The sequence below is a fragment of the Pelagibius marinus genome (assembly GCF_014925385.1).
Lineage (GTDB): Bacteria > Pseudomonadota > Alphaproteobacteria > Kiloniellales > Kiloniellaceae > Pelagibius > Pelagibius marinus.
In genome coordinates this window covers 369,060-390,321 of the sequence record NZ_JACSDK010000010.1, presented here as the reverse complement: position 1 = coordinate 390,321, position 21,262 = coordinate 369,060, and the positions used below count along the sequence as shown (strand labels likewise).

20 protein-coding genes are annotated in these 21,262 nt (G+C 65.3%); 9 read left to right on the top strand and 11 right to left on the bottom strand.

Annotated elements, in window-relative coordinates; genetic code table 11:
• The first annotated feature begins 11 nt into the window (after positions 1-11).
• From H7X47_RS14045 to H7X47_RS14030, 4 genes are read left to right on the top strand one after another with little or no spacing between them, the layout of a single operon-like run.
• Entirely contained in the window at positions 12-953 is a 942-nt protein-coding gene (locus H7X47_RS14045; RefSeq protein WP_193369300.1) for an ABC transporter permease, read from the top strand.
• Between the two features lie 12 nt (positions 954-965).
• Complete coding sequence (locus H7X47_RS14040; protein WP_193369299.1) at positions 966-2,237, top strand: amidohydrolase family protein; 1,272 nt, start codon at positions 966-968, stop codon at positions 2,235-2,237.
• A gap of 14 nt (positions 2,238-2,251) precedes the next feature.
• A complete protein-coding gene (locus tag H7X47_RS14035) occupies positions 2,252-2,860 on the top strand; it encodes a hypothetical protein (RefSeq protein WP_193369298.1) in 609 nt (202 codons plus the stop codon).
• Positions 2,861-2,863: 3 nt separating this feature from the next.
• Complete coding sequence (locus H7X47_RS14030) at positions 2,864-4,093, top strand: aminotransferase class V-fold PLP-dependent enzyme (RefSeq protein ID WP_193369297.1); 1,230 nt, start codon at positions 2,864-2,866, stop codon at positions 4,091-4,093.
• A gap of 85 nt (positions 4,094-4,178) precedes the next feature.
• Here H7X47_RS14030 and H7X47_RS14025 read toward each other — a convergent pair whose 3' ends face one another.
• Positions 4,179-4,598: a hypothetical protein gene (locus H7X47_RS14025; protein ID WP_193369296.1), complete on the bottom strand. Its 420-nt coding sequence runs from the start codon at positions 4,596-4,598 to the stop codon at positions 4,179-4,181.
• Between the two features lie 455 nt (positions 4,599-5,053).
• On the opposite strand from H7X47_RS14025, the gene H7X47_RS14020 reads away from it, so the two are divergent.
• The 3 genes from H7X47_RS14020 to H7X47_RS14010 all read left to right on the top strand — a co-directional run bounded on the left by H7X47_RS14020 (position 5,054) and on the right by H7X47_RS14010 (position 8,332).
• Complete coding sequence (locus H7X47_RS14020) at positions 5,054-5,827, top strand: fumarylacetoacetate hydrolase family protein (protein ID WP_193369295.1); 774 nt, start codon at positions 5,054-5,056, stop codon at positions 5,825-5,827.
• A gap of 81 nt (positions 5,828-5,908) precedes the next feature.
• A complete protein-coding gene (locus tag H7X47_RS14015; protein ID WP_193369294.1) occupies positions 5,909-6,916 on the top strand; it encodes a 2-dehydropantoate 2-reductase in 1,008 nt (335 codons plus the stop codon).
• Positions 6,917-7,099: 183 nt separating this feature from the next.
• A complete protein-coding gene (locus H7X47_RS14010) occupies positions 7,100-8,332 on the top strand; it encodes a T6SS phospholipase effector Tle1-like catalytic domain-containing protein (protein WP_193369293.1) in 1,233 nt (410 codons plus the stop codon).
• A 26-nt stretch (positions 8,333-8,358) separates the two neighbouring features.
• Here the strand turns inward: H7X47_RS14010 and H7X47_RS14005 are convergent, their stop codons facing one another.
• From H7X47_RS14005 to H7X47_RS13960, 10 genes are all read right to left on the bottom strand, one after another.
• On the bottom strand, positions 8,359-9,276 hold the full coding sequence (locus H7X47_RS14005) for a homoserine O-succinyltransferase (RefSeq protein WP_193369292.1): 918 nt from the start codon (positions 9,274-9,276) through the stop codon (positions 8,359-8,361).
• Between the two features lie 145 nt (positions 9,277-9,421).
• Positions 9,422-10,837, bottom strand: a complete 1,416-nt coding sequence (locus H7X47_RS14000; protein WP_227010463.1) for an FAD-binding oxidoreductase — start codon at positions 10,835-10,837, stop codon at positions 9,422-9,424.
• Positions 10,834-11,415 (bottom strand): transglutaminase-like cysteine peptidase, encoded by a 582-nt coding sequence (locus tag H7X47_RS13995; protein WP_193369291.1) that lies wholly within the window; start codon positions 11,413-11,415, stop codon positions 10,834-10,836. The genes H7X47_RS14000 and H7X47_RS13995 overlap by 4 nt, the downstream gene beginning before the upstream one ends.
• Positions 11,416-11,813: 398 nt before the next feature.
• Complete coding sequence (locus H7X47_RS13990; protein WP_193369290.1) at positions 11,814-12,821, bottom strand: ABC transporter substrate-binding protein; 1,008 nt, start codon at positions 12,819-12,821, stop codon at positions 11,814-11,816.
• Between the two features lie 89 nt (positions 12,822-12,910).
• Complete coding sequence (locus tag H7X47_RS13985) at positions 12,911-13,711, bottom strand: ABC transporter permease (RefSeq protein ID WP_227010462.1); 801 nt, start codon at positions 13,709-13,711, stop codon at positions 12,911-12,913.
• A gap of 404 nt (positions 13,712-14,115) precedes the next feature.
• Entirely contained in the window at positions 14,116-15,042 is a 927-nt protein-coding gene (locus tag H7X47_RS13980; protein WP_193369288.1) for an ABC transporter permease, read from the bottom strand.
• A complete protein-coding gene (locus H7X47_RS13975; RefSeq protein ID WP_437126581.1) occupies positions 15,032-15,871 on the bottom strand; it encodes an ABC transporter ATP-binding protein in 840 nt (279 codons plus the stop codon). The genes H7X47_RS13980 and H7X47_RS13975 overlap by 11 nt, the downstream gene beginning before the upstream one ends.
• Positions 15,872-15,926: 55 nt before the next feature.
• Positions 15,927-17,174 carry a Zn-dependent hydrolase gene (locus H7X47_RS13970; protein WP_193369287.1) on the bottom strand — a complete coding sequence of 416 codons (1,248 nt, stop codon included), beginning with the start codon at positions 17,172-17,174 and terminating at the stop codon, positions 15,927-15,929.
• Between the two features lie 8 nt (positions 17,175-17,182).
• Complete coding sequence (gene preA / locus H7X47_RS13965; RefSeq protein WP_193369286.1) at positions 17,183-18,460, bottom strand: NAD-dependent dihydropyrimidine dehydrogenase subunit PreA; 1,278 nt, start codon at positions 18,458-18,460, stop codon at positions 17,183-17,185.
• 198 nt (positions 18,461-18,658) lie between these two features.
• The gene (locus tag H7X47_RS13960; protein WP_193369285.1) at positions 18,659-20,002 is read right to left on the bottom strand and encodes an NAD(P)-dependent oxidoreductase; all 1,344 of its coding nucleotides are present in this window, start codon (positions 20,000-20,002) and stop codon (positions 18,659-18,661) included.
• Positions 20,003-20,218: 216 nt separating this feature from the next.
• Between H7X47_RS13960 and H7X47_RS13955 the strand changes: the two genes are divergently transcribed.
• Together H7X47_RS13955 and H7X47_RS13950 are read left to right on the top strand one after the other, a co-directional pair.
• Entirely contained in the window at positions 20,219-20,923 is a 705-nt protein-coding gene (locus tag H7X47_RS13955) for a TetR/AcrR family transcriptional regulator (RefSeq protein ID WP_193369284.1), read from the top strand.
• Between the two features lie 18 nt (positions 20,924-20,941).
• A complete protein-coding gene (locus H7X47_RS13950) occupies positions 20,942-21,253 on the top strand; it encodes an EthD family reductase (protein WP_193369283.1) in 312 nt (103 codons plus the stop codon).
• Positions 21,254-21,262 lie beyond the last annotated feature (9 nt).

The following is a 21,262-nucleotide window of genomic DNA, read 5'->3' as shown; positions in this document are numbered from 1 at the left end:
GGACCAACGCGATGGAACTGCTCGACATCTTCATCACGCTGGGCTTCTGGGGCGCGCTGGTGCGCATGGCCACGCCGCTCATCTTCGGCACCCTGGGCGAGCTGATCTGCGAGCGCGCGGGCGTCCTCAACCTCGGCATCGAGGGCATCATGACCATGGGCGCCATGGTTGCCTGGATGTGGGTCTACCAGGGCGGCGACCTCTGGACCGCGGTGCTGGTGGCCGCCGCCTGCGGCGCCCTCTTCGGCCTGCTGCACGCGGTCTTCAGCGTCTACCTGGGCCTCTCCCAGCACGTCACCGGCATCGGCATCACCCTGCTGGCCGCCTCGCTCAGCTATTTCGTCTTCCGCATGCTGCTGCCCGACGTCACCACGCCGCCGAAGATCGAGCCCTTCAAGCCCTTCGCCATTCCCGGCCTTTCGGAGATCCCCTACATCGGCGAGGTGCTCTTCACCCAGAGCCCGCTGACCTACCTGGCCTTCATCCTGGTGCCCATCGTCGGCTATGGCCTCTACCGCACCCCCTTGGGGCTGGCGGTGCGGATGGTCGGCGAGAACCCCATGGCGGTGGAGGCCCAGGGCATCGACGTGCACCGCCTGCGCACCTGCGCCGTCATGCTGGGCAGCGCCTTCATGGCCGTGGGCGGGGCCTTCCTCACCATCTCGGTCTTCGATGCCTTCTACATCGGCATGATCAACGGACGCGGCTGGATCTGCATCGCCCTGGTGATCTTCGCCTCCTGGCGGCCCGGCAAGGCGCTGGCCGGCGCCCTGCTCTTCGCCGCCTTCGAGGCCCTGCAGATTCGCGTGCAGCAGGCCTCCTCCGCCGTCATCCCCTACCAGTTCTTCCTGATGATGCCCTACATCCTGTCGATCCTCGCCATGATCGTAATGTCGCGGCGCGCGGCCTACCCGAAGGCGCTGCTGGTGCCCTTCCGCAAGGGCGAACGCTAGGAGGAGGAGACCATGCTCGATCTCATCGTTCGCAACGCCACCCTGCCCTCCGGCGAGACCGGCCAGGACATTGCGGTGCAGGACGGCCGCATCGCCGAGGTGCGCCCGCAGATCGAGGCCGAGGCGGCGGAAACCATCGACGCCGCCGGCCACCTGGTCAGTCCGCCCTTCGTGGACAGCCACTTCCACATGGACGCGACCTTGAGCCTCGGCCTGCCGCGTCTGAACCAGAGCGGCACCCTGCTGGAGGGTATCGCGCTGTGGGGCGAGCTGAAGCCCGAGCTGACCGTCGAAGCCATCAAGCAGCGCGCCCTCGCCCTCTGCCGCTGGTCCATCGCCCGGGGGACGCTCGCGATCCGCAGCCACGTCGACATCTGCGACGACCGCTTGCTGGCGGTGGATGCGCTGCTGGACGTGCGCGAGGAAGTGAAGGACTGGATCGACCTGCAGCTCGTCGCCTTCCCCCAGGACGGCTACCTGCGTTACGGCAAGTCGCCGGCGAACCTGAAGCGCGCCCTCGACAAGGGCGTCGACGTGGTGGGCGGCATCCCACACTTCGAGCGCACCATGTCCGACGGCGCCTTTTCCGTGCGCCTGCTCTGCGAAGTCGCCGCCGAACGCGGCCTGCTGGTCGACATGCACTGCGACGAGTCCGACGACCCCCTGTCGCGCCACATCGAGACCCTGACCTTCGAGACCCAACGCCTGGGGCTGCAGGGCCGCGTCACCGGCTCCCACCTCACCTCCATGCACTCCATGGACAACTACTACGTCACCAAGCTCATGGCGCTGATGAAGGAAGCCGACGTCCACGCCGTCGCCAACCCGCTCATCAACATCACCCTGCAGGGCCGCCACGACACCTATCCCAAGCGCCGTGGCATGACCCGGGTGAAGGAACTGCTGCAGCAGGGTATCAATGTCGCCTTCGGCCACGACTGCGTCATGGACCCCTGGTATCCGATGGGCAGCCACGACATGCTGGAGGTAGCCCACATGGGCCTCCACGTCGGCCAGATGACGGGCGTCGCCGAGCAGCAGGCCTGCTTCGCCGCCGTCACCGGGAACGGCGCCAAGGTCATGCAGCTCGACGGCTACGGCCTGAAGCCCGGCTGCCACGCCGACATGGTGATCCTCCAGGCCCAGGACGTGCTGGAGGCTCTGCGCCTCAAGCCCGCCCGCCTCGCCATCATCCGTCGCGGAAAAGTGATCGCGGAGACTCCGCCGGTGAAGGCACAGTTGAAGGTGCTGGGAAACGAGGCTATCGATTTCCTGAAGCGGTAGCGTAGGACAATTCGATGTTCGGTGGCTCGAAGGAAAAGCGCTTCTGGAACTGGTTTCAGAAGAACGAGGATCGCCTGTTCGACGTCGTGACGGCAGGAGAGACGATATGTAATGACCTGCAACGGCGGATGGCGAAAGTTGATCCGTACCTGACCTTTCTGTTCGGACCTGTAAGAGATGATGGAAAGCGCGAGTTCATCATCAGCGCCGACGGTATCAAAAGGTCATTCCCGGCGGTCGAAGCGCTGCATGACGCGGCACCGGAACTGCCCCGTTGGGTCTGGATCAAGTATCGGCCAAGGCTGGGCATGAGCGACCACATGGTCCTCGAGGGCCGCGAGTATTCCTCGAACGACGTCACATACAAGATGTACGAGGATGACGGGAAGGTGGGGCTTGAGATCTTTATGAAAGGCCTGACGGAAGAGGATCGCAAGTTTCATCAGGAAATCGGAATGCTGTTTCTCGATCACGCACTGGGCGAATATGACGTAGAAACGAGGGTCGGTTTCATCGAGTTCATTTCCGCAGCCGACGAAAGAGCCGACGACGCCTCGCCCCTGGCGGATCTGGCGGAGAATTTCGATCGGTATTTTGAGCAGCGGAATAAAGGCCTTCACTAGCCCATGCCCTCCCTCGACCTCTCCTTCGTCCGTTCCCAGTTCCCCGCCTTTTCCGAGCCTTCCCTGCAGGACTGGGCCTTCTTCGAGAACGCCGGCGGCTCCTACGCCTGCGGGCCGGTGATCGAGCGGCTGAACCGCTTCTACCGCGAGACCAAGGTGCAGCCCTACGGCCCCTTCCCGGCCTCCAGGCGCGCGGGCGAGGAGATGGATGCGGCGCGGGCGCGGCTGGCGGGCTACCTGAATGTCGCCACCGACGAGGTGCACTTCGGGCCCTCGACCACGCAGAACACCTACGTCCTAGCCCAGGCCTTCCGGGAGATGCTGGAGGAAGGCGACGAGATCGTGGTCACCAACCAGGACCACGAGGCCAACTCCGGGGCCTGGCGCAAGCTCGCCGACAGCGGCGTCGTGGTGAGCGAATGGCGGGTCGATCCGGAAAGCGGCAAGCTGGACCCCGCCGATCTCGATGAGGTCCTGACCCGCAAGACAAAGCTGGTCGCCTTCCCGCATTGCTCCAACATCGTTGGCCATATCAACCCGGTGGCGGAGATCTGCGCCAAGGTGCAGGCCGCCGGGGCGGTGGCGGTGGTCGACGGCGTCTCCTACGCGCCACACGGCTTTCCCGACGCAAAGGCACTGGGCGCCGACATCTACCTCTTCTCGCTCTACAAGACCTACGGCCCGCACCAGGGCCTCATGGTGGTGAAGAAGGAGCTCGCCGAACGCCTGCCCAACCAGGCGCACTTCTTCAATGCGGGCAGTGTACTGAAGCGTCTCACTCCGGCCGGGCCGGACCACGCGCAGATCGCCGCTTCCGCCGGCATCGCCGACTACTTCGACGCCCTGCACGCCCATCACTTCAGCGACGAGGTGGGCGCCGCCGAGCGCGGGCGGCGGGTGCACGGCCTGATGGCGGCGCAGGAGAAGGCCCTGCTCGGGCCGCTCCTCGACTACCTGCGGCAGCGCAACGACCTCCGAGTGCTCGGCCCCACCGATCCGGCCGAGCGGGCGCCGACTGTCGCGCTGCACCCCAAGAACAAGCCCGCCGAGGCCGTGCTGGAGGAACTGACCAAGCGCGGCATCGCCGCCGGGGTCAGCAACTTCTACGCCTACCGCCTGGTGCAGGCCCTGGGGATCGATCCGGAAACCGGCGTCCTGCGCCTCTCCTTCGTGCACTACACCGCGCCGGAGGAAATCGACAAACTGGTCAAGGCCCTGGATGCCTCTCTCTAGCAGGCCGCCTGCCGCAGAAAAACTTGCGGCGGCTCCCAGGAACCGCCGCCTTGCAGACCGGGACCTTCTGGCTCAGTCCGGCAGCTTAGCCGTTCTGCTGCCAGAGAAAGTACAGGAGCAGCGCCGCGCCCAGCATGACCCAGGGCACCCAGCTCGGCGCGGCCGCCTTGGACTTCGCGCCTCCGGATTCATCGCCTTGCGGGGACTTCGCCGAAGTCCCGCTGCGCCTCGGCAGGAAGCCCACCAGACGAACGGCGATGGCGCGCTGGTCCGCCGCCTCCCAGTCGCCCCCGGGAAGACCGGAAATCGTCTCCGTCAGTGCGGAGGTCGCCGCTTCCTTTGTCAGGCCGGACAGACGGGCGGCCTCGGCCCAAGGATCGAGTCCCAGCCGCGCCAGCGCCGAGAGCACGGTGAGTTGCAGGCCGCTCTTCTCCTCGCCGACATAGGCGAAGAGGAAGTTGTTGAATTCCGAATGAACGAGCGAGTATTCCGGGCGCAGGGTCATGGCGCACCTCTTTCAGGATGATCGGCAGCGCCGTGGTCGAGCTGTCGGCGCCTCGTCGGAGCCATGGATGCCACGCCTGGCTTGTCGCCGGCAGGTCCATTTCTCTGTTCAACCATATGCTTTTCTTTCGAATTAGCTGAAATCATATTCAGCCAAAATATACATGGCTATTTTTGAGATATAAACAACACCTGTTTTTTGCCGCTATACATAGCGAAAACTATTCGGGCGCCAGGTGATTTATTCGAGTGCTATTCGCCTCGCCCTTCGGGACGTCGCCTGACGGCGGCTCACCGTGGTGAGAAGCCGGCGCCGCGGGCTTATCGTACCGCGCGGCCGCCCGGCACGATTTGTGATCCACCGGTCTGCTTTCCGGGCCGCTTTCGATTGTCAACAATCGTCCCCTTCAGTGCTAAGCTGAAAAGAAAAAACGAAGGCACCTGAGGGAGGAAAGCATGCATTGGGCGCGGTTCCGCCGCGGCGACCATGTGGGATATGGCCAGCTCGAGGGCGACAGTCTCAAGGTCTATTCAGGCGACATCTTCGACGGGGCGTCCCCCACCGGCCAGACCGTGAAGGCGGCCGAGGTCGAGCTGATGACGCCCTGCGACCCCAGCAAGATGATCTGCCTGTGGAACAACTTCCATGCCCTGGCGGCCAAGCTGGAGGTGGCCGAGCCGCCGGAGCCGCTGTGGTTCCTGAAGGCGCCCAGCGCCTTTACCGCCGGCGGTACCACCATCAGGCGGCCGGGCAGCTACGACGGCCCGGTGGTCTACGAGGGTGAGCTGGGCATCGTCATCGGCAAGGAGTGTCGCGGAATCTCCGAGGACCAGGCAGCCGAGCACATCTTCGGCTACACCTGCGTCAACGACGTGACCGCGGCCAAGATCATCCAGAAGGACCCGACCTTCGCCCAGTGGGCGCGCGCCAAGAGCTATGACGGCTTCGGCGCCTTCGGGCCGATGATTGCCACCGATCTCGACCCCATGACGCTGTCGATCCGCACCGTCCTGAACGGGGACGAGCGGCAGAACTACCCGGTCGCGGACATGATCTTCCCGCCCCACCGGCTGGTCAGCCTGCTGTCCCACGACATGACGCTGCTGCCCGGCGACGTTATCGCCTGCGGCACCTCCATCGGGGTCGGCTCCATGAAGCAGCCGAAGAACGAAGTGAGCATCGTCATCGACGGGATCGGCGCCCTGATCAATACCTACCTGAACGAATAGAACCTGCCGCCAAAGGCAGGCGTTCGAAGGCTCGGAAAGCAAGCCGCGGCAACAGCGGCGCAAGACAGAGGAAAGAAGACCATGAGAATCTGCGTAGTCGGCGCCGGCGCCATCGGCGGGCTGATGGCCGCCAAGCTGTCCCAGGCGGGGAATGATGTCACCGTCATCGACCAGGGTGCGCACCTGACCGCCATTCAACAGAACGGCCTGAAGCTGATCTGGGAAGACGGCAGCGAGATCGTCGCCAAGCTGAAGGCCGTCGGCTCGGCCAAGGAAGCCGGGCCGCAGGACCTGGTGATCCTGGCCGTGAAGGCGCACTTCCTGGACCAGGTGGCGCGCGACGTCGAGGCCCTGCTGGACAACGACACCATGATCATGACCGTGCAGAACGGCATGCCCTGGTGGTACTTCCACAACTTCAAGGGTCCCTTGAACGGCACGCGCCTGAAGAGCCTCGACCCCTCGGGCGTGCTGGACCGCTACATCCCCGGCAACCGCATCGTCGGCTGCGTGGTCTACCCGGCCGCCGGGGTGACCGAGCCCGGCGTGGTCAAGCACGTGGAGGGCGACCGCTTCCCTGTCGGCGAGCTGGACGGCTCCGAGAGCGCGCGCGTCCAGAAGCTGCACGACCTGCTGGTCGAGGCCGGCTTCCGCTCGCGGGTGCTGGACGACATCCGTTCGGAGATCTGGCTGAAGGCCTGGGGCAACCTCTCCTTCAATCCGATCAGCGCGCTGACCCACGCGACCCTGGAGGATATCTGCACCTTCCCGGAGACCCGCCAGCTTGCCGCCACCATGATGGCCGAGGCCCAGGTCATCGGCGAGAAGCTGGGCGTCCACTTCCGCCACACCATCGAAAAGCGCATCGACGGCGCCCAGTCGGTCGGCAAGCACAAGACCTCCATGCTGCAGGACGTGGAGGCCGGCCGCTCGCTGGAGACCGAGGCCCTGATCGGCGCGATCCTGGAAATGGGCAAGCTGGTCGAGGTCTCCTCGCCCGCCATCGAGGCCATCTACGCCTGCGTGAAACTGCTCAACAAGACCATGCTGATGGAGGACGCCGGCGTCGCGCTGAAGAAGGCCAGCTAGAGCCGATACCGGGGGCGGCTTGCCGCCTCCCTTCGCAGATTCCGGCAACTTGCGGTTGGCCGGCGCGCGTTGTCATGTACCTGATCCCCCCGATGCGCCGGCCGTTGCCCCTTATTGCTGCTTCAGACCGTTATCGTCTAAGCTACAAAGAAGTCGACATTCACTACTGGGGAAGCTGGTGAGATGTCTGATTTTGCTGCCGCAGGCCTCGAATCGAGCCCCTTGCTGGCACCCAACAAGAAGATCGTGATCTGCATGGACGGGACTTGGAACGAGCCCGAGGAAGAGTCCAGCAATTCCAAGTTCAAGCAAGAGCCCACCAATGTCTTGAAGGTCGTCCGCGGTGTGAAACAGCGGGACAGCCGGGGCACGGCACAGATCACCTACTATCATACGGGGGTCGGAACGGACGCCGGCTTCTACGACAGGTTTATCGGCGGCGCTGTGGGTGCAGGGATATCGAACGATATCCAGGATGCCTACCGCTTCATCGCCAACAACTATCAGTCCGGAGACCGACTCTACATTTTCGGTTTCAGCCGGGGCGCCTTCTCCGCCCGTTCGCTTGCCGGGTTCATCGGTTCGATAGGGCTGATGGACAAGAAGCACCTCGCCTGGCTGCCCGAGGCCTACCGTCTGTACCGCACCGAAAAGAACAAGCGGCAGACCTCTGAAGAACAGAGGGTACTCGACGACCTGGGCATCAAATGCGTAAAGAGCATTCCGATTCACTTCCTGGGCGTTTGGGACACGGTCGGCGCGCTTGGCGTACCCACGCCAATGCTACAGCGCCTGTCCAGGAAGTGGGTCAGCTTCCACGATACGGGTCTGGGAAAGGACGTGAAACACGCCTACCACGCCCTTGCCATCGACGAGCGGCGACGGCCCTTCAAACCCGATCTATGGACCTCCATGGGCGACAAGGACCATGTGGTCGAGCAGGTCTGGTTCGCGGGCGTGCACTCCAACATCGGCGGCGGCTACCGTAACAGGACCCTTTCCGACATCTCCTTGAAATGGATGGCTGACCGGGCCGAGGAATGCGGGCTCGAGTTCAAAGAGCACCTTCACACTCTGGAACCCAGGGAAATATCCAGTGGCAAGGTGGAACCTTCTTACTCCCTCGCCTACAAGGCGCTTCGGGCGCTCAATGTGCTACCGTATGACCGGGAAATCGGTGATAAGCAGATCGGTGATGAAAAGAAGAAGACCGGCGTCAACGAGTCTGTGCACTGGACGGCGGTCGAAGCGCTGGATCGCCAGCTTCCCATCGATTTCAGGAAATCCGAGGCCCAGCCCTACGCCTCTGCAAACCTGGCACGCGCCAGGGGGGATAAATTGCCCATCTGGGTGAAAGGGCGAAGAGGCCGGATCTGGAACTACGAGGCGGAAGACGCCGCGAGCAGCGTCGCCTGAATCCGCTCGGCAAGCCCTCCGGCACGTCAGGTTCCGATCTTCTCCAGATCGAAGGGCGTGGTCTGGTAGAGGTAGTTGATCCAGTTGGAATAGAGCAGGTGGGCGTTGCCGCGCCAGGTGTTGACCGGCTGCTCCGACGGATTGTCGTGCGGGTAGTAATGCTGCGGCAGGCCGATGGCCTCGCCCTTTTGCAGGTCGCGGCGGTACTCGGCGTCCAGCGTCGTTGAATCGTATTCCAGGTGATTGAACATATAGACTTGGCGCAGGCGCCTGTCGTGCACCAGGCAGAGCCCGGCCTCGTCTGAGTCGATCAGCACCTCCAGGTCCTCATGGCCCTCCAGGTCCTCGCGGCGGTTCTCCGTATGGCGGGAGACCGGAATGTGGATCTCGTCGTCGAGGCCGCGCATCAGCAGCGAGGTGTGGTCCAGCACCCGGTGGGTGAAGACGCCGAAGCGCTTTTCCGGCAGCTGGTGCTTGGGCACGCCGTGGAAATGGTAGAGCGCCGCCTGCCCGCCCCAGCACAGCGCGAAGAGCCCGTGGACGTGAGTCAGCGACCAGTCGAAGATGCGGCACAATTCGTCCCAGTAGGTCACTTCCTCGAAAGGCAGCTGCTCGATGGGCGCGCCGGTGACGATCAGGCCGTCGAACTTCTCGTCGCGGATGTCCTGCCAGGGCCGGTAGAAGTCCAGCATGTGTTCGCGCGGGGTGTTCTTGGGCACGTAGCCCTCCGGCGCGAAGAGCGTCATCTCCACCTGCAGCGGCGTGCCGGCGAGGACCCGGGCGATCTGGGTCTCGGTCTCGATCTTCTTCGGCATGAGGTTCAGCAGGGCGATCCGCATCGGGCGGATATCCTGCCGGATGGCGTCGGTATCGCGGATGATGAGCACGCCTTCGCGCTCGAGCGACTCGCGGGCCGGCAGGTCATGGGGAATCTTGATGGGCATAATCTGGCTTCGGTACTGGGGGGCTCCTGGTCGCCGGCCCGGCGCTGCAACCGGCGGCGACCGGGACTATACATGAACCGGCGGCAACATAAACTACCCCGGATAAAGGGATTTTCAGCGAAAAAGAGCCGAAAACCCTAGGGCGCTAGCCGGAGGCGTCGGGCCTGATGTTCTGGTTCATCCGGAAGAGGTTCGTCGGATCGTATTTGCGCTTCAGCGCCACCAGCCTTTCGTATTTTCCGGGCCCGTAGGCCTCCGCCAGCCGATTGCCGCCCTCGTCGCTCTCGGTCCCCAGGTAGTTCACATAGACCCCTTCCGACTCAAAGGGCTTCATTGCCTGCCATGTCTCCCGGACCCAGGTACGATTGGCCTCGTCCTGCGCCGGGTTCTCCCAGCCACCGATAATCAGCAGGTTGTAGGACGAGCCGCGGTGGTCGAAGACCGCGCTCTCCCGTGGAATCCGGGAGACGGCACCGCCGAGGAACTCCACGAAGACCTTGGAACTCGGCGATGGGCTCTTGCGGGCCTGGGCAACGACGGTCTCGGCGGCCTCTGCCGGCAGGCTGTCCAGGAAGCTGGACTTCCAGTAGTAGCGCAGCCCCGGCGGCGAACCCGCATCGAAGAGCGTCTGGATTCTGCGGTAGGGGGTCGCTGCGAAGGTATCCAGCAGCGGCTGGCGCGCCTGCCGCAGGGGCTTGAGCACGGCCTCGCCCTGCGATGGTTCGTCGTTGTAGACGCCGATGAGGGCCAGCACTTGCGCGCCGTCGGGCGTGGCGACCAGTCCCGCCAGGCCGCCCAGAGCATCGGGGGCCTGCGCCATGAAATCGCGGAACCAGAGGAGCATTTCCTGCGCCTCGTCCAGGGGATAGAGCGTCATGCCCGCGAAAACCGACGGTCCTACCGGATGCAGCTGGAATTCGAAGGAGGTGGCGATCCCGAAGTTGCCGCTGCCGCCCTTGAGGCCCCAGAAGAGATCGGGGTTCTCGTCCTCGCTCGCCCTCACCCGATCACCCGCGGCCGTGACCACGTCGACGGAAACGAGATTGTCGCAGGCCAGCCCGTGGGAGCGGCTGAGCCAGCCGATACCGCCGCCCAGGGTCAGCCCCGCAACCCCCGTGCCGCTGATCAGGCCTCCGGTGGTCGCAAGTCCGAAGATCTGTGTCTCGGCATCGAAGTCGCCCCAGGTGGCGCCGCCGCCGGCCCGGGCGCGGCGAGTCCCCGGGTCTGCGCGCACATAGCGCATGTCGGAGAGGTCGATCATCAGGCCGCCGTCGCAGACCGCGTTGCCGGCCACGTTGTGGCCGCCGCCCTTCACGGCGATCAGCAGATCGTGCTCCCTGCCGAAGTTCACCGCGGCGGCGACATCGGCGGCGCCGGCGCAGCGAACGATCATCGCCGGGTGGCGGTCGATCATGCCGTTCCAGATAAGCCGTGCCTGATCGTAGCCGGCCGACGCGGGGAGCAGCACCGACCCCCGGAGATCCCCTTCCAGGGCCTCGATCGCAGTCGAATCGACCTTCACGCTGGCAGCATCTCTCGCCGCCATTTCAAAAGCGCTCATTGTTTCCTCCGAACGGAAGGTTGATGGTAAAGCTGCTCACTTCGCGCGACGCTGCCCCAAGACGCCGATTGCCGCCCGGCCCAACGCAGATGATCGGCGAGGCTGGCGAAACCGCCGGCCGGGTTCCACTTGCCCTTCGCCGTCTCCCAGGCCGCGAGCCGCAGGCCCGAACGGTCGAGGCGGAGCGGCTCGTCGTGGCGGCTGTCCAGCACCCAAAGGTCGCGCACCACCAGCACGGCGTGGCCGTGCCCGCCGACCCTGGCAATGGCGAGCCGCAGCGCCCCGCGCGGCACGCCGGCCTTCAAAAGCGCGGTGAGCTTACCCAGGGCGTAGTCTTCACAGTCCGACCCGGCGCCCCAGACGTCCCGCACCTCCGGCCGATAGCTCATGGAGGCGTTGACCCCGCGATTGACGCGGTCCAGCAGCTCCAGATCGACGGGCCAGCTGTCCCAGCCGGTGAATGCCAGCTCCGGCTGCCGGGCCAGCAGCTCGCTGTGGGCGGGAGGCGATGGATAGTAGGGATCCGCCGCGGCAGAGACAGGCAGCAGCAAGCACAGAACGAAGGCAAGGGCCCGCATAAGACACCCCCCGATCACAGCGTGATCCGGCGAAGGTGGCAGACCCCTGCCCCGCTGGCGCGACTTTGTCTGCCGCGCTACGGGCTCCGTGTAGTATCACCCCAGACCGCTAAGGCCGTGAAGCAGCCGGGAGTTGTTTGGCGAAGAAATGTCAGGCGATGCCGGACGCGCCTCTCCGCTACCGCAGTTTGAACCGCCAAGCTCGCTCCAACCCTGCGGCGGCGCCTTTCCCCAAGGGCGTCAACGGCGCCTTTCTCAATCAAGTATCGGTTGGGTGGCGGGAGCGGCTGCGCCTCTTCGGACTCCCGCGACACCGCCACGGAAAAAGGGGGAGCGCCCCGGCGCTCCCCCTCCCCCCGAACCTCGGTCCGGGTCTTCCAACAGGCTTTCGAGGACGCCTACATCCCCATGGCCTTCTCCCAGACCTCGTGGGTCCAGGCGCCTTCCGGCTTCTTGGTGATGACCGGGGTCGACTCGTTGGACAACAGGGTGTCCACCGTGCGGTCGTAGTCGGCCGGATCGAGGAAGCCCAGCTTCTCGCTGCCGAGCAGCTTGGCGATCTCACCCATCATGCGCTTCTGGTGCTTCTCGGTCTGGGCACCGGTAGCGTCGTTCTCCAGCACGATCTCCGCGGCCTCGTCGGGATGCTCACGGGCATATTCCCAGCCCTTCATGGAGGCCTTCACGAAGCGCGACATCTTGTCGACGAAGGCGGCGTCCTTGAGGCTGTCCTCCAGCACGTAGAGACCGTCCTCCAGCGTCGCCACGCCCTGGTCCTCGTACTTGTAGACGATAAGGTCGTCCTCGGTCAGGCCGGCGTCGATGATCTGCCAGTACTCGTTGTAGGTCATGGTGGAGACGCAGGCCGCCTGCTTCTGCAGGATCGGGTCGACGTTGAAGCCCTGCTTCAGCACCGTGACGCCCTTGTCGCCGCCTTCGGTCGGGATGCCGAGCTTGGCCATCCACGACAGGAAGGGATACTCGTTACCGAAGAACCAGACACCCAGGGTGTGGCCCGGGAAGTCCTTCGGCGAGGTGATGCCGCTGTCCTTGCGGCAGGTCAGCATCATGCCCGACTTCTCGAAGACCTGGGCGATGTTGACCAGGGGCACGCCCTTCTCGCGCGATGCGAGCGCGGAGGGCATCCAGTCGATGATGACGTCGGCGCCGCCGCCGGCGATGACCTGCGGCGGGGCGATGTCCGGACCGCCCGGCTTGATGGTGACATCGAGGTCGGCTTCCTCGTAGAAGCCCTTGTCCTGGGCCACGTAGTAGCCGGCGAACTGGGCCTGGGTCACCCATTTCAACTGAATGGTCACGGCGTCCGCCGCCGCGGCGCTGCCCGCGGCCAGCAGCAGCCCCGCCCCTGCCGCCGCGCCCAAGGCATTTACATACCACTTACTCATTTCGCCTCTCCTCTTCTCATGAAGGTTCATTTTTGTCCTAAAGAAGGCTTCCTCGCCTCATAGCCGGCCACGTCCTATTTGTTATTCCCCTATTGTCGATAGGACGGATGCCAGAAAGTCGTGGTCCGCTCGGCAAGCGCCAGCAGGCCGTAGAACAGGGACCCGGCCACCGCCGCCACCGCGATGGTCGCCCAGACCATCTCGACGTTCATGCGGCCGATCTCCGTGGAAATGCGGAACCCCATGCCGACGATGGGCGTGCCGAAGAATTCGGCCACGATCGCGCCGATCAGCGCAAGGGTGGAGTTGATCTTGAGAGCGTTGAAAATAAAGGGCAACGCGTTGGGCAGCCGCACCCGGATCAGGGTCTGCAGGTAGCTGGCGCCGTAGGAGCGCATGAGGTCGCGCTCCATGGCCTGGGTGGCGTGCAGCCCTGCGATGGTGTTCACCAGCATGGGGAAGAAGGTCATGATGACCACCACCGCCGCCTTGGACTGCCAGTCGAAGCCGAACCACATGACCATGATCGGCGCCACGCCGACGATGGGCAGCGCCGAGACGAAGTTGCCCAGCGGCAGCAGGCCGCGCTGCAGGAAGGGCACGCGGTCGACCAGCAGGGCCACCAGGAAGCCGCTGCCGCAGCCCAGCGCGAACCCCGAGAGTACCGACTTCAGGAAGGTCTGGTAGAAGTCGGCCCAGAGCGTATGGGTGGAGGCAGCGAAAACCTGCGCGATGAGCGAGGGCGCCGGCAGCAGCACCGAGGGCACGCCGAAGCCGGTCACCAGTACCTGCCAAAGGTAAATCAGCCAGGCCCCGAAGAGCGCCGGCACCAGCAGACCGAGGGCGCGCGGCGCCTCCCGCTGCGAGGCCGCCTCCGACAGCAGACTCAACGCCCGCCAAACCAGAAAGCCGAGGCCGATGACATATATCCAGATGCCGAGTGCTCCAGGACCGATGGGGGCAGCAAGAACCGAAGAGTCATCAAAAAACGGGAAGAACGCGCGCCCGATGACCAGGAGTGGTGGAATGGTTCCGAGAACGGCGGCTAAGGTCAGCAGAACAGAGGCTTTGGAAGGGCTCGGACGCATCCAAAGATAGGATGCAATCAACAAGAAAGCCGCAATGACAGGCACTACTAGAATACCGCCGCCGCTCCATTCATCGAACCAACCTAGGGAGAGTGGCCCCCGCTCACTGCTGAGCTGAAAGATATCCACGGGTAGCAAAAAGGCCACCAAGGTGCAGCCCACATAAAGCAGACAGCAGAGGTCAGTCCGCAGCCGGGCGGCGATCTTCATCCCTGCACCCCCATGCGCTTCAGCACGAGCTTCTCTAGCCCGCCCATGGCGGCGACCAGCAGGCCGGCCATGGCGGCGGCGGTCAGCAGCGCCGCCCAGATCTGCACGGTCTGGCCGTAGTAGGAGCCGACCAGCAAACGAGCCCCAATCCCGGCCTGGGCGCCGGTCGGCAGCTCGCCGACGATGGCGCCGACCAGGGAGATGGCGATGGCGACCTTCAGGCTGGCGAAGAGGAAGGGCACCGAGGAGGGCCAGCGCAGCTTCCAGAACACCTGGTTGGTGTTGGCCGAGTAGGTGCGCATGAGGTCCTGCTGCAGCGGGTCGGGCGAGCGCAGGCCCTTCACCATGCCGATGGTCACCGGGAAGAAGCAGAGGTACATGGAGATCAGCGCCTTGGGCACCAGGCCGGTGAAGCCGATGTTGCCCAGCACCACGATGATCATCGGCGCGATGGCGAGAATCGGGATGGTCTGCGAGGCGATGACCCAGGGCAAGAGGCTGCGGTCCAGGGTCTTCACGTGGACGATGCCCACCGCCAGCACGATGCCGAGCACCGTGCCCATGACGAAGCCGAGCAGTGTCGAGGAGAGCGTCACCCAGGCGTGGTAGACGAGGCTGCGCTTGGAGGTGACCTTGCGCCCCAGGATCGACTTGTCGAGTTCCACGGCGACCTGGTGCGGCGCCGGCAGGATCGGCCGCTCCATGGCCATGGAATCCTCGACCAGCTGCGAGAAGGACCAGTCGACGTCACGGCGCTCGTAGCCGTCGATCAGCAGCGGGGCATTCAGCCAGACGGTGCCGAGGTACCAGAGCACGAAGAGAAAGAAGACGACGACGGCGAGCGGGCCGCCGCGGCCGGCGAAGACGCGGGACAACCATCCCGGCGCGGCAGCATGAGGCGAGTTGAGCGCCTCAGTCGTCATAGCTGTGCCCCGCGCGCAGCCCCTCGCGCACCCGGTGGGCGATCTCCGCGAACTCCTTGCTTTCGCGGGCGTCCAAGGTGCGGTCCGGCGGCAGGTTGCAGTCAATGATGTCGGTGACGCGGCCCGGGCGCGGCGACATCACCACGATCTTGGAAGAAAGGAAGACCGCCTCGGGGATCGAGTGGGTGACAAAGATCACCGTCTTACCGGTACGCTCCCAGAGGCGCAGCAGCTGCTCGTTCAGGTGGTCGCGGGTGATCTCGTCCAGAGCGCCGAAGGGCTCGTCCATCAGTAGCAGCTCCGGCTCGAAGGAGAGCGCGCGGGCGATGGAGACCCGCTGCTGCATGCCGCCGGAAAGCTGCCAGGGGAACTTCTTCTCGAAGCCCTTCAGGTTCACCAGGTCCAGATAGCGCGCCGCCCGGTCTTTGCGCTCCGCCGCGTTCATGCCCATGATCTCCAGGGGCAGCATGACGTTGCGCTCCACCGTGCGCCAGGGATAGAGCGCCGGAGCCTGGAAGACGTAGCCGTAGGCGCGGCCCAGGCGCGCCTCTTCCGGGGTCACGCCGTTCACGGAGATCCGGCCGGCTGTCTGGCGCTCCAAGTCGGCGATGACGCGCAGCAGGGTGGTCTTGCCGCAGCCCGAGGGGCCGATGAAGGAGACGAAATCCCCGGCCTTGACCGTCAGGTTGACCTCGGAGAGCGCATAGACAGGACCGTCGGCAGTCTGGAAGGTTAGCGAAAGGTCTTCAACCTCGATGACAGGTTTCGCCGCCTGCCCCGCGGGTCCTTCCGCCGCCTGCTCCTGCCGCATAACCGCCTCTATCGCCATCCCTTAGTCCCCTCTGGCGGGGGTGCGGCCATTCCGACCCTTTCGAACCCAAAGGTCAAGCACTGGCCCGCTCCAGCATGGCATAAAGCAGCACGTTGCAGCCCGCCGCCAGGTCCTCCGGCGTCGCGCTTTCGCTCTCGTTGTGGCTGACCCCGTCCTCGCAGGGCACAAAGATCATGGCCGTGGGCGCCACGCGGCTGACATAGCAGGCGTCGTGCCCGGCCCCGGAGATGATCTCCATGTTCTCGTAGCCGGCATCGCCGGCCGCCTGCTTCACCGCGCCGACGCAGTCCTTGTCGAAGACGATGGGCGGCGAATACCAGATCATGTCGACATCGGCGGAGATCCCCGCCGGCCCGCAGATCTCGTCGCAGGCCGCGCGCAACTCGGCTTCCATGGCGCTCAGCGTCTCGTCCTCGGGGTGGCGCAGGTCCACCGTCAGGAAGACGCTGCCGGGGATGGTGTTCCGCGAATTGGGGCTGACCTGCATCATGCCGACGGTGCTGACCGCGTGGGGCGGATGGGCCAGCGCGATCTCATTCACCTTCGTCACCAGCCTGGAGGCGGCGACCAGGGCGTCCCTGCGCCGGTTCATCGGCGTCGTGCCGGCGTGGGACTCGGCGCCGGTCAGCGTCACCTCGAACCAGCGCTGTCCCTGGGCGCCCGTGACCACGCCGATGGTCTTTTTCTCCGCCTCCAGGATCGGCCCCTGCTCGATATGGGCCTCAAAGAAGGCGCGGATCGGATGGTCGCCCGGCGTCTGGTCGCCCAGGTAGCCGATGCGCTGCAGCTCCTCACCGATGGTCTTGCCGTCCACATCGGCGCGGGAATGGCCGTAGTCCAGGTCGAAGACCCCGGCGAAGACGCCGGAGGCGACCATGGCGGGGGCGAAGCGCGAGCCTTCCTCGTTGGTCCAGACCGCCACCTCGACCGGCGCCTCGGTCTCGATGTTGTTGTCGTTGAGGGTGCGGAGGACTTCCAGGCCCGCCAGCACGCCGAAGACGCCGTCAAACTTGCCGCCGGTGGGCTGGGTGTCCAGGTGGCTGCCGGTGGTGACCGGCGGCAGGTCGGGATTCTTGCCAGGCCGCCGGGCGAAGATGTTGCCCATCTTATCCACGGCGATGGAGCAGCCGGCCTCCTGGCACCAGCGCACGAAGAGGTCGCGGCCTTCCTTGTCGAAGTCGCTGAGCGCCAGGCGGCAGTTGCCGCCGGCCACGCCCGGGCCGATCTTCGCCATCTCCATGAGGCTGTCCCACAGGCGGTCGCCGTTCACTTTCAGGTTCTTGGGGTTCTGCGCGTCCATAATCTCTCTTACTCCGCGGCCTTCTGGTTCATCGGGTTGCGCGGATCTTCCTTCCAGTTCAGATAACCCTTGCCGTTGTCCACCTCGACCATGGAGATGCAGCCCTCCACCGGGCAGACGTGCATGCAGAGGTTACAGCCGACGCATTCCTGGTCGATCACCTCGTAGCGGCGCAGGCCGTCCGCTTTCTGCGCCGCGATGGCCTGGTGGGAGGTGTCCTCGCAGGCGATGTGGCAAAGGCCGCACTTGATGCAGAGGTCCTGGTCGATTTTGGCGACGATCTCGTAGTTGATGTTGAGATACTGCCAGTCGGTGACGTTGGGCACGGCGGCGCCGCGGAAGTCGTCCAGGGTCCTGTAGCCCTTCTCATCCATCCAGTAACCGAGGCCGTCGATCATGTCCTCGACGATCTTGAAGCCGTGGTGCATGGCCGCGGTGCAGACCTGCACCGAGCCGGCGCCCAGGGTCATGAACTCGGCCGCGTCGCGCCAGTTGGAAATGCCGCCGATAGCGGAAATCGGCAGGCCGGCGGTCTCCGCGTCGCGCGCGATCTCCGCCACCATGTGCATGGCGATGGGCTTGACCGCCGGGCCGCAGTAGCCGCCGTGGGTGCCCTTGCCGTCCACCGTCGGAGTCGGCGCCATGACGTCCAGGTCGACGGAGGCGATGGAGTTGATGGTGTTGATCAGGGACACCGCGTCGGCGCCGCCGGCCTTGGCGGCGCGGGCCGGGCCCAGAATGTTGGTCACGTTGGGCGTCAGCTTCACGAACACCGGCATGCGGGTGTGGGCCTTGCACCAGCGCGTCACCATCTCGATGTACTCGGGCACCTGGCCGACGGCCGAGCCCATGCCGCGCTCCGACATGCCGTGCGGGCAGCCGAAGTTCAGCTCCACGCCGTCGGCGCCGGTGTCCTCCACCTGGGCCAGGATGGCGCGCCAGTTCTCCTCCTCGCAGGGGACCATGAGGGAAACCACCATGGCGCGGTCCGGCCAGTCGCGCTTCACCTGCTTGATCTCGCGCAGGTTCACGTCCAGCGGCCGGTCGGTGATCAGCTCGATGTTGTTGAAGCCGGCCATGCGGGTGCCGTTGTAGCTCATCGCGCCATAGCGCGAGGAGACGTTCACCACCGGCGGGTCCTCGCCCAGCGTCTTCCACACGACACCGCCCCAGCCCGCCTTGAAGGCGCGCACCACGTTGTATTCCTTGTCGGTCGGCGGGGCCGAGGCTAGCCAGAAGGGATTGGGCGACTTCACGCCGCCGATTTCGCAACGAAGGTCAGCCATGTCTCGTCTCCCCGGAACGGCTCGTCGTCCCGCAGGGGACGCGGCCCGCCTCGCCCTTCGAGACGCGCCGCTGCGCAGCGCTCCTCAGGGTGAGGCTCGATTTTGGATTGATTGACCTCATGCTGAGGAGCGAGCGCGAGCGAGCGTCTCGAAGTACGGGGTCAATCATGCGCTGATCCGTCGCCATTTCGCTCCCCATTACCCGCGCAGGAAGCTGTTGATGGCCTCGGCGGCCAGCTTGCCGTCCTGCACCGCGGCGACGGTCAGGTCCGCGCTGATGGCGACGCAGTCCCCGCCGGCCCAGACGCCGGACAGCGAGGTCTGGCGCTCGACGTTCACGGCAATCTTGGCGCCGTCCATCTCCAGCAATTCGCTGCCGCCGTTGGCCTGCGGCAGCATGGTCTGGCCGATGGCCTTGAACAGCATGTCCACGGGCAGGCTGAAGACGTCGCCGGTGCCGGCCAGGCGCCCGCCTTCGTCGAGCTGCGTGTACTCGAAGATCACGTCGGTGATGTGGCCGTTCATGCCGCGGATCTCGCGCGGCTGGGCCCAGTGCTTGATCTTCACGCCGTTGACCTGGGCGAACTCCTGCTCGTGGTGGGTCGCCGACATGGCCTCAGCCCCGCGGCGGTAGACCAGGGTCACGTCCTCGGCACCCAGGCGCTTGGTCTGCACGGCAATGTCGATGGCGGTGTTGCCGCCGCCGATGACCACCACCTTGCGGCCCACCGGCAGGGCTTTGAGGTCCGCGCTCTGGCGCAGCTCGGCGATGTAGTCGACGGCATTGTAGACGCCTTCCAGGTCCTCGCCCTCCAGGCCCAGCTGACGCACCCCACCCAGACCCATGCCCAGGAAGACGGCGTCATAGTCGCGTCTCAGGTCGGTGAGCGTGAAGTCGCGGCCAAGAGCCTGATCGTTGCGGATCTCGATGCCGCCGATCTGCAGCACGAAGTCCACTTCCTTCTGGGCGAAGGCGTCGGGCAGCTTGTAGGCGGCGATGCCGTATTCGTTGAGCCCGCCGGACTTCGGCTTCGCCTCCAGGATCACCACGTCATGGCCCAGCACGGCCAGGCGATGGGCGCAGGCCAGGCCCGCGGGGCCGGCGCCGATCACGGCGACGGTCTTGCCGCTCTTCTCGGCGCGGCTGAAGGGATGCACCCCGGCGTCCATCACGGCGTCGGTGGCGTAGCGCTGCAGCAGCCCGATCTGCACCGGCTTGGCCTCCTGCGCGTTGCGCACGCAGGCCTGCTGGCACAGCACCTCGGTCGGGCAAACCCGCGCGCAGGCGCCGCCCAGGATATTCTCGTCCAGAATGTCCTGCGCCGCGCCGCGGACGTTGTCGGTCGAGATCTTGCGGATGAAGCTCGGAATGTCGATGCCCGTCGGGCAGGCCTCGACGCAGGGCGCGTCGTAGCAGAAGTAGCAACGGCTGGATTCGATCAGCGCCGCCTTGCGGTCGAGCGGCGGATGAACGTCGCTGAAATTCTCCGCATAGGCGGACTCCGGCAAACGCCCAGCCCGGATGTCCGGTTGGTTCCCCATCTAGAACTCCCTGATCATTTGACGGCAAACGCTCTTGCGGCGTCTTGCGTCCTTGTCGGTCTTGACTGTAGCGTTGTCCTGACCAAGCGGTCAATTAAATTTGACCAAGTGGTCAGGTTTTGATTCACTTGCGGGCAGGGGCAATAATCGGCGCAGTTCAAGGGTCGAACGCAGTCGAACAAGGGCCGCCGGCCCGGCGCAAGAGCGGGAGTGGAGATGTCCGAGACGGTGGCCAAAGGCGCCGACGCGAAGGAAAACGGCGCCAAGGATAGCGGCGGCAAGGACGACTCCTCGCCGGGCCACATCCGCATCAAGAATCGCGCCCTCATCCTGACCGCCGCCGAGGAGGTTTTCGCGACCCAGGGCTACCGCGGGGCCACCACCGCGGCCATCGCCCAGAAGGCCGGCCTGCCCAAGGCCAACGTGCATTACTACTTCGGCACCAAGGAGGCGCTCTACCATGCGGTGCTGGAAGACATCCTCGGCCTCTGGCTGGGCGAGCTGGACCGCATCACCGAGGACAGCGAACCGGCCACGGCGCTGGCCGCCTACATCCGCGCCAAGGTCCGCCACTCGCGCGAACGCCCCCTCGCCTCCAAGGTCTACGCCAACGAGATGATCCGCGGCGCGCGCCACACCCGCGACTTCCTGAAGAACGAGCTGCGCAACCTGGTGAAGGAAAAGGCCAAGGTGCTGGAGGCTTGGGCCAAGGCCGGCAGGATCGAGCCGGTCGAGCCCATCCACCTCTTCTCCGTCATCTGGGCGGCGACCCAGCACTACGCCGACTTCGAGGTGCAGGTCGGCGCCCTGGTCGGCCGGCGCCAACTCGCCGCCAAGGACTACGACGAAGCGGCCGAGACCGTGGTGCGCCTGGTGCTGCGCGGCTGTGGCCTGCCCTACCAGCCCGGCATCGGGTCCTGAGAACAGAGAGAGCGAAAAATGATCAAGGCGGTAATCCTGCTGAAGCGCAGGGACGACATGACCCTTCAGGACTTCTCCGACTGGATGCTGAAGGAGCACGTGCCCCTGGCGCTGAAACTCGACGGCCTGAAGCGCTACCAGGTGAACATCGCCCGCGAGGACGGCAGCGACTACGACGGCGTCAGCGAGCTGTGGTTCGACAGCGAGGAAGCCATGCTGGCCGCCTACGGCACAGAGCACGGCAAGGCGGTGGCGGCCGATTCCATGGCCCACGTGAAGGACCGCAAGCGCATCGTCGTCGACGAGCACCCCTTCACCCCCACCGCCTGAGGAGCGCGC

What these genes read in the sequence shown, in the direction of transcription:
- H7X47_RS14045 (WP_193369300.1), top strand. Translation starts at nt 12, where the DNA reads ATGGAACTGCTCGACATCTTCATCACGCTGGGCTTCTGGGGCGCGCTG.
- H7X47_RS14040 (WP_193369299.1), top strand. Translation starts at nt 966, where the DNA reads ATGCTCGATCTCATCGTTCGCAACGCCACCCTGCCCTCCGGCGAGACC.
- H7X47_RS14035 (WP_193369298.1), top strand. Translation starts at nt 2,252, where the DNA reads ATGTTCGGTGGCTCGAAGGAAAAGCGCTTCTGGAACTGGTTTCAGAAG.
- H7X47_RS14030 (WP_193369297.1), top strand. Translation starts at nt 2,864, where the DNA reads ATGCCCTCCCTCGACCTCTCCTTCGTCCGTTCCCAGTTCCCCGCCTTT.
- H7X47_RS14025 (WP_193369296.1), bottom strand. Translation starts at nt 4,598, where the DNA reads ATGACCCTGCGCCCGGAATACTCGCTCGTTCATTCGGAATTCAACAAC.
- H7X47_RS14020 (WP_193369295.1), top strand. Translation starts at nt 5,054, where the DNA reads ATGCATTGGGCGCGGTTCCGCCGCGGCGACCATGTGGGATATGGCCAG.
- H7X47_RS14015 (WP_193369294.1), top strand. Translation starts at nt 5,909, where the DNA reads ATGAGAATCTGCGTAGTCGGCGCCGGCGCCATCGGCGGGCTGATGGCC.
- H7X47_RS14010 (WP_193369293.1), top strand. Translation starts at nt 7,100, where the DNA reads ATGTCTGATTTTGCTGCCGCAGGCCTCGAATCGAGCCCCTTGCTGGCA.
- H7X47_RS14005 (WP_193369292.1), bottom strand. Translation starts at nt 9,276, where the DNA reads ATGCCCATCAAGATTCCCCATGACCTGCCGGCCCGCGAGTCGCTCGAG.
- H7X47_RS14000 (WP_227010463.1), bottom strand. Translation starts at nt 10,837, where the DNA reads ATGAGCGCTTTTGAAATGGCGGCGAGAGATGCTGCCAGCGTGAAGGTC.
- H7X47_RS13995 (WP_193369291.1), bottom strand. Translation starts at nt 11,415, where the DNA reads ATGCGGGCCCTTGCCTTCGTTCTGTGCTTGCTGCTGCCTGTCTCTGCC.
- H7X47_RS13990 (WP_193369290.1), bottom strand. Translation starts at nt 12,821, where the DNA reads ATGAGTAAGTGGTATGTAAATGCCTTGGGCGCGGCGGCAGGGGCGGGG.
- H7X47_RS13980 (WP_193369288.1), bottom strand. Translation starts at nt 15,042, where the DNA reads ATGACGACTGAGGCGCTCAACTCGCCTCATGCTGCCGCGCCGGGATGG.
- H7X47_RS13975 (WP_437126581.1), bottom strand. Translation starts at nt 15,871, where the DNA reads ATGGCGATAGAGGCGGTTATGCGGCAGGAGCAGGCGGCGGAAGGACCC.
- H7X47_RS13970 (WP_193369287.1), bottom strand. Translation starts at nt 17,174, where the DNA reads ATGGACGCGCAGAACCCCAAGAACCTGAAAGTGAACGGCGACCGCCTG.
- preA (WP_193369286.1), bottom strand. Translation starts at nt 18,460, where the DNA reads ATGGCTGACCTTCGTTGCGAAATCGGCGGCGTGAAGTCGCCCAATCCC.
- H7X47_RS13960 (WP_193369285.1), bottom strand. Translation starts at nt 20,002, where the DNA reads ATGGGGAACCAACCGGACATCCGGGCTGGGCGTTTGCCGGAGTCCGCC.
- H7X47_RS13955 (WP_193369284.1), top strand. Translation starts at nt 20,219, where the DNA reads ATGTCCGAGACGGTGGCCAAAGGCGCCGACGCGAAGGAAAACGGCGCC.
- H7X47_RS13950 (WP_193369283.1), top strand. Translation starts at nt 20,942, where the DNA reads ATGATCAAGGCGGTAATCCTGCTGAAGCGCAGGGACGACATGACCCTT.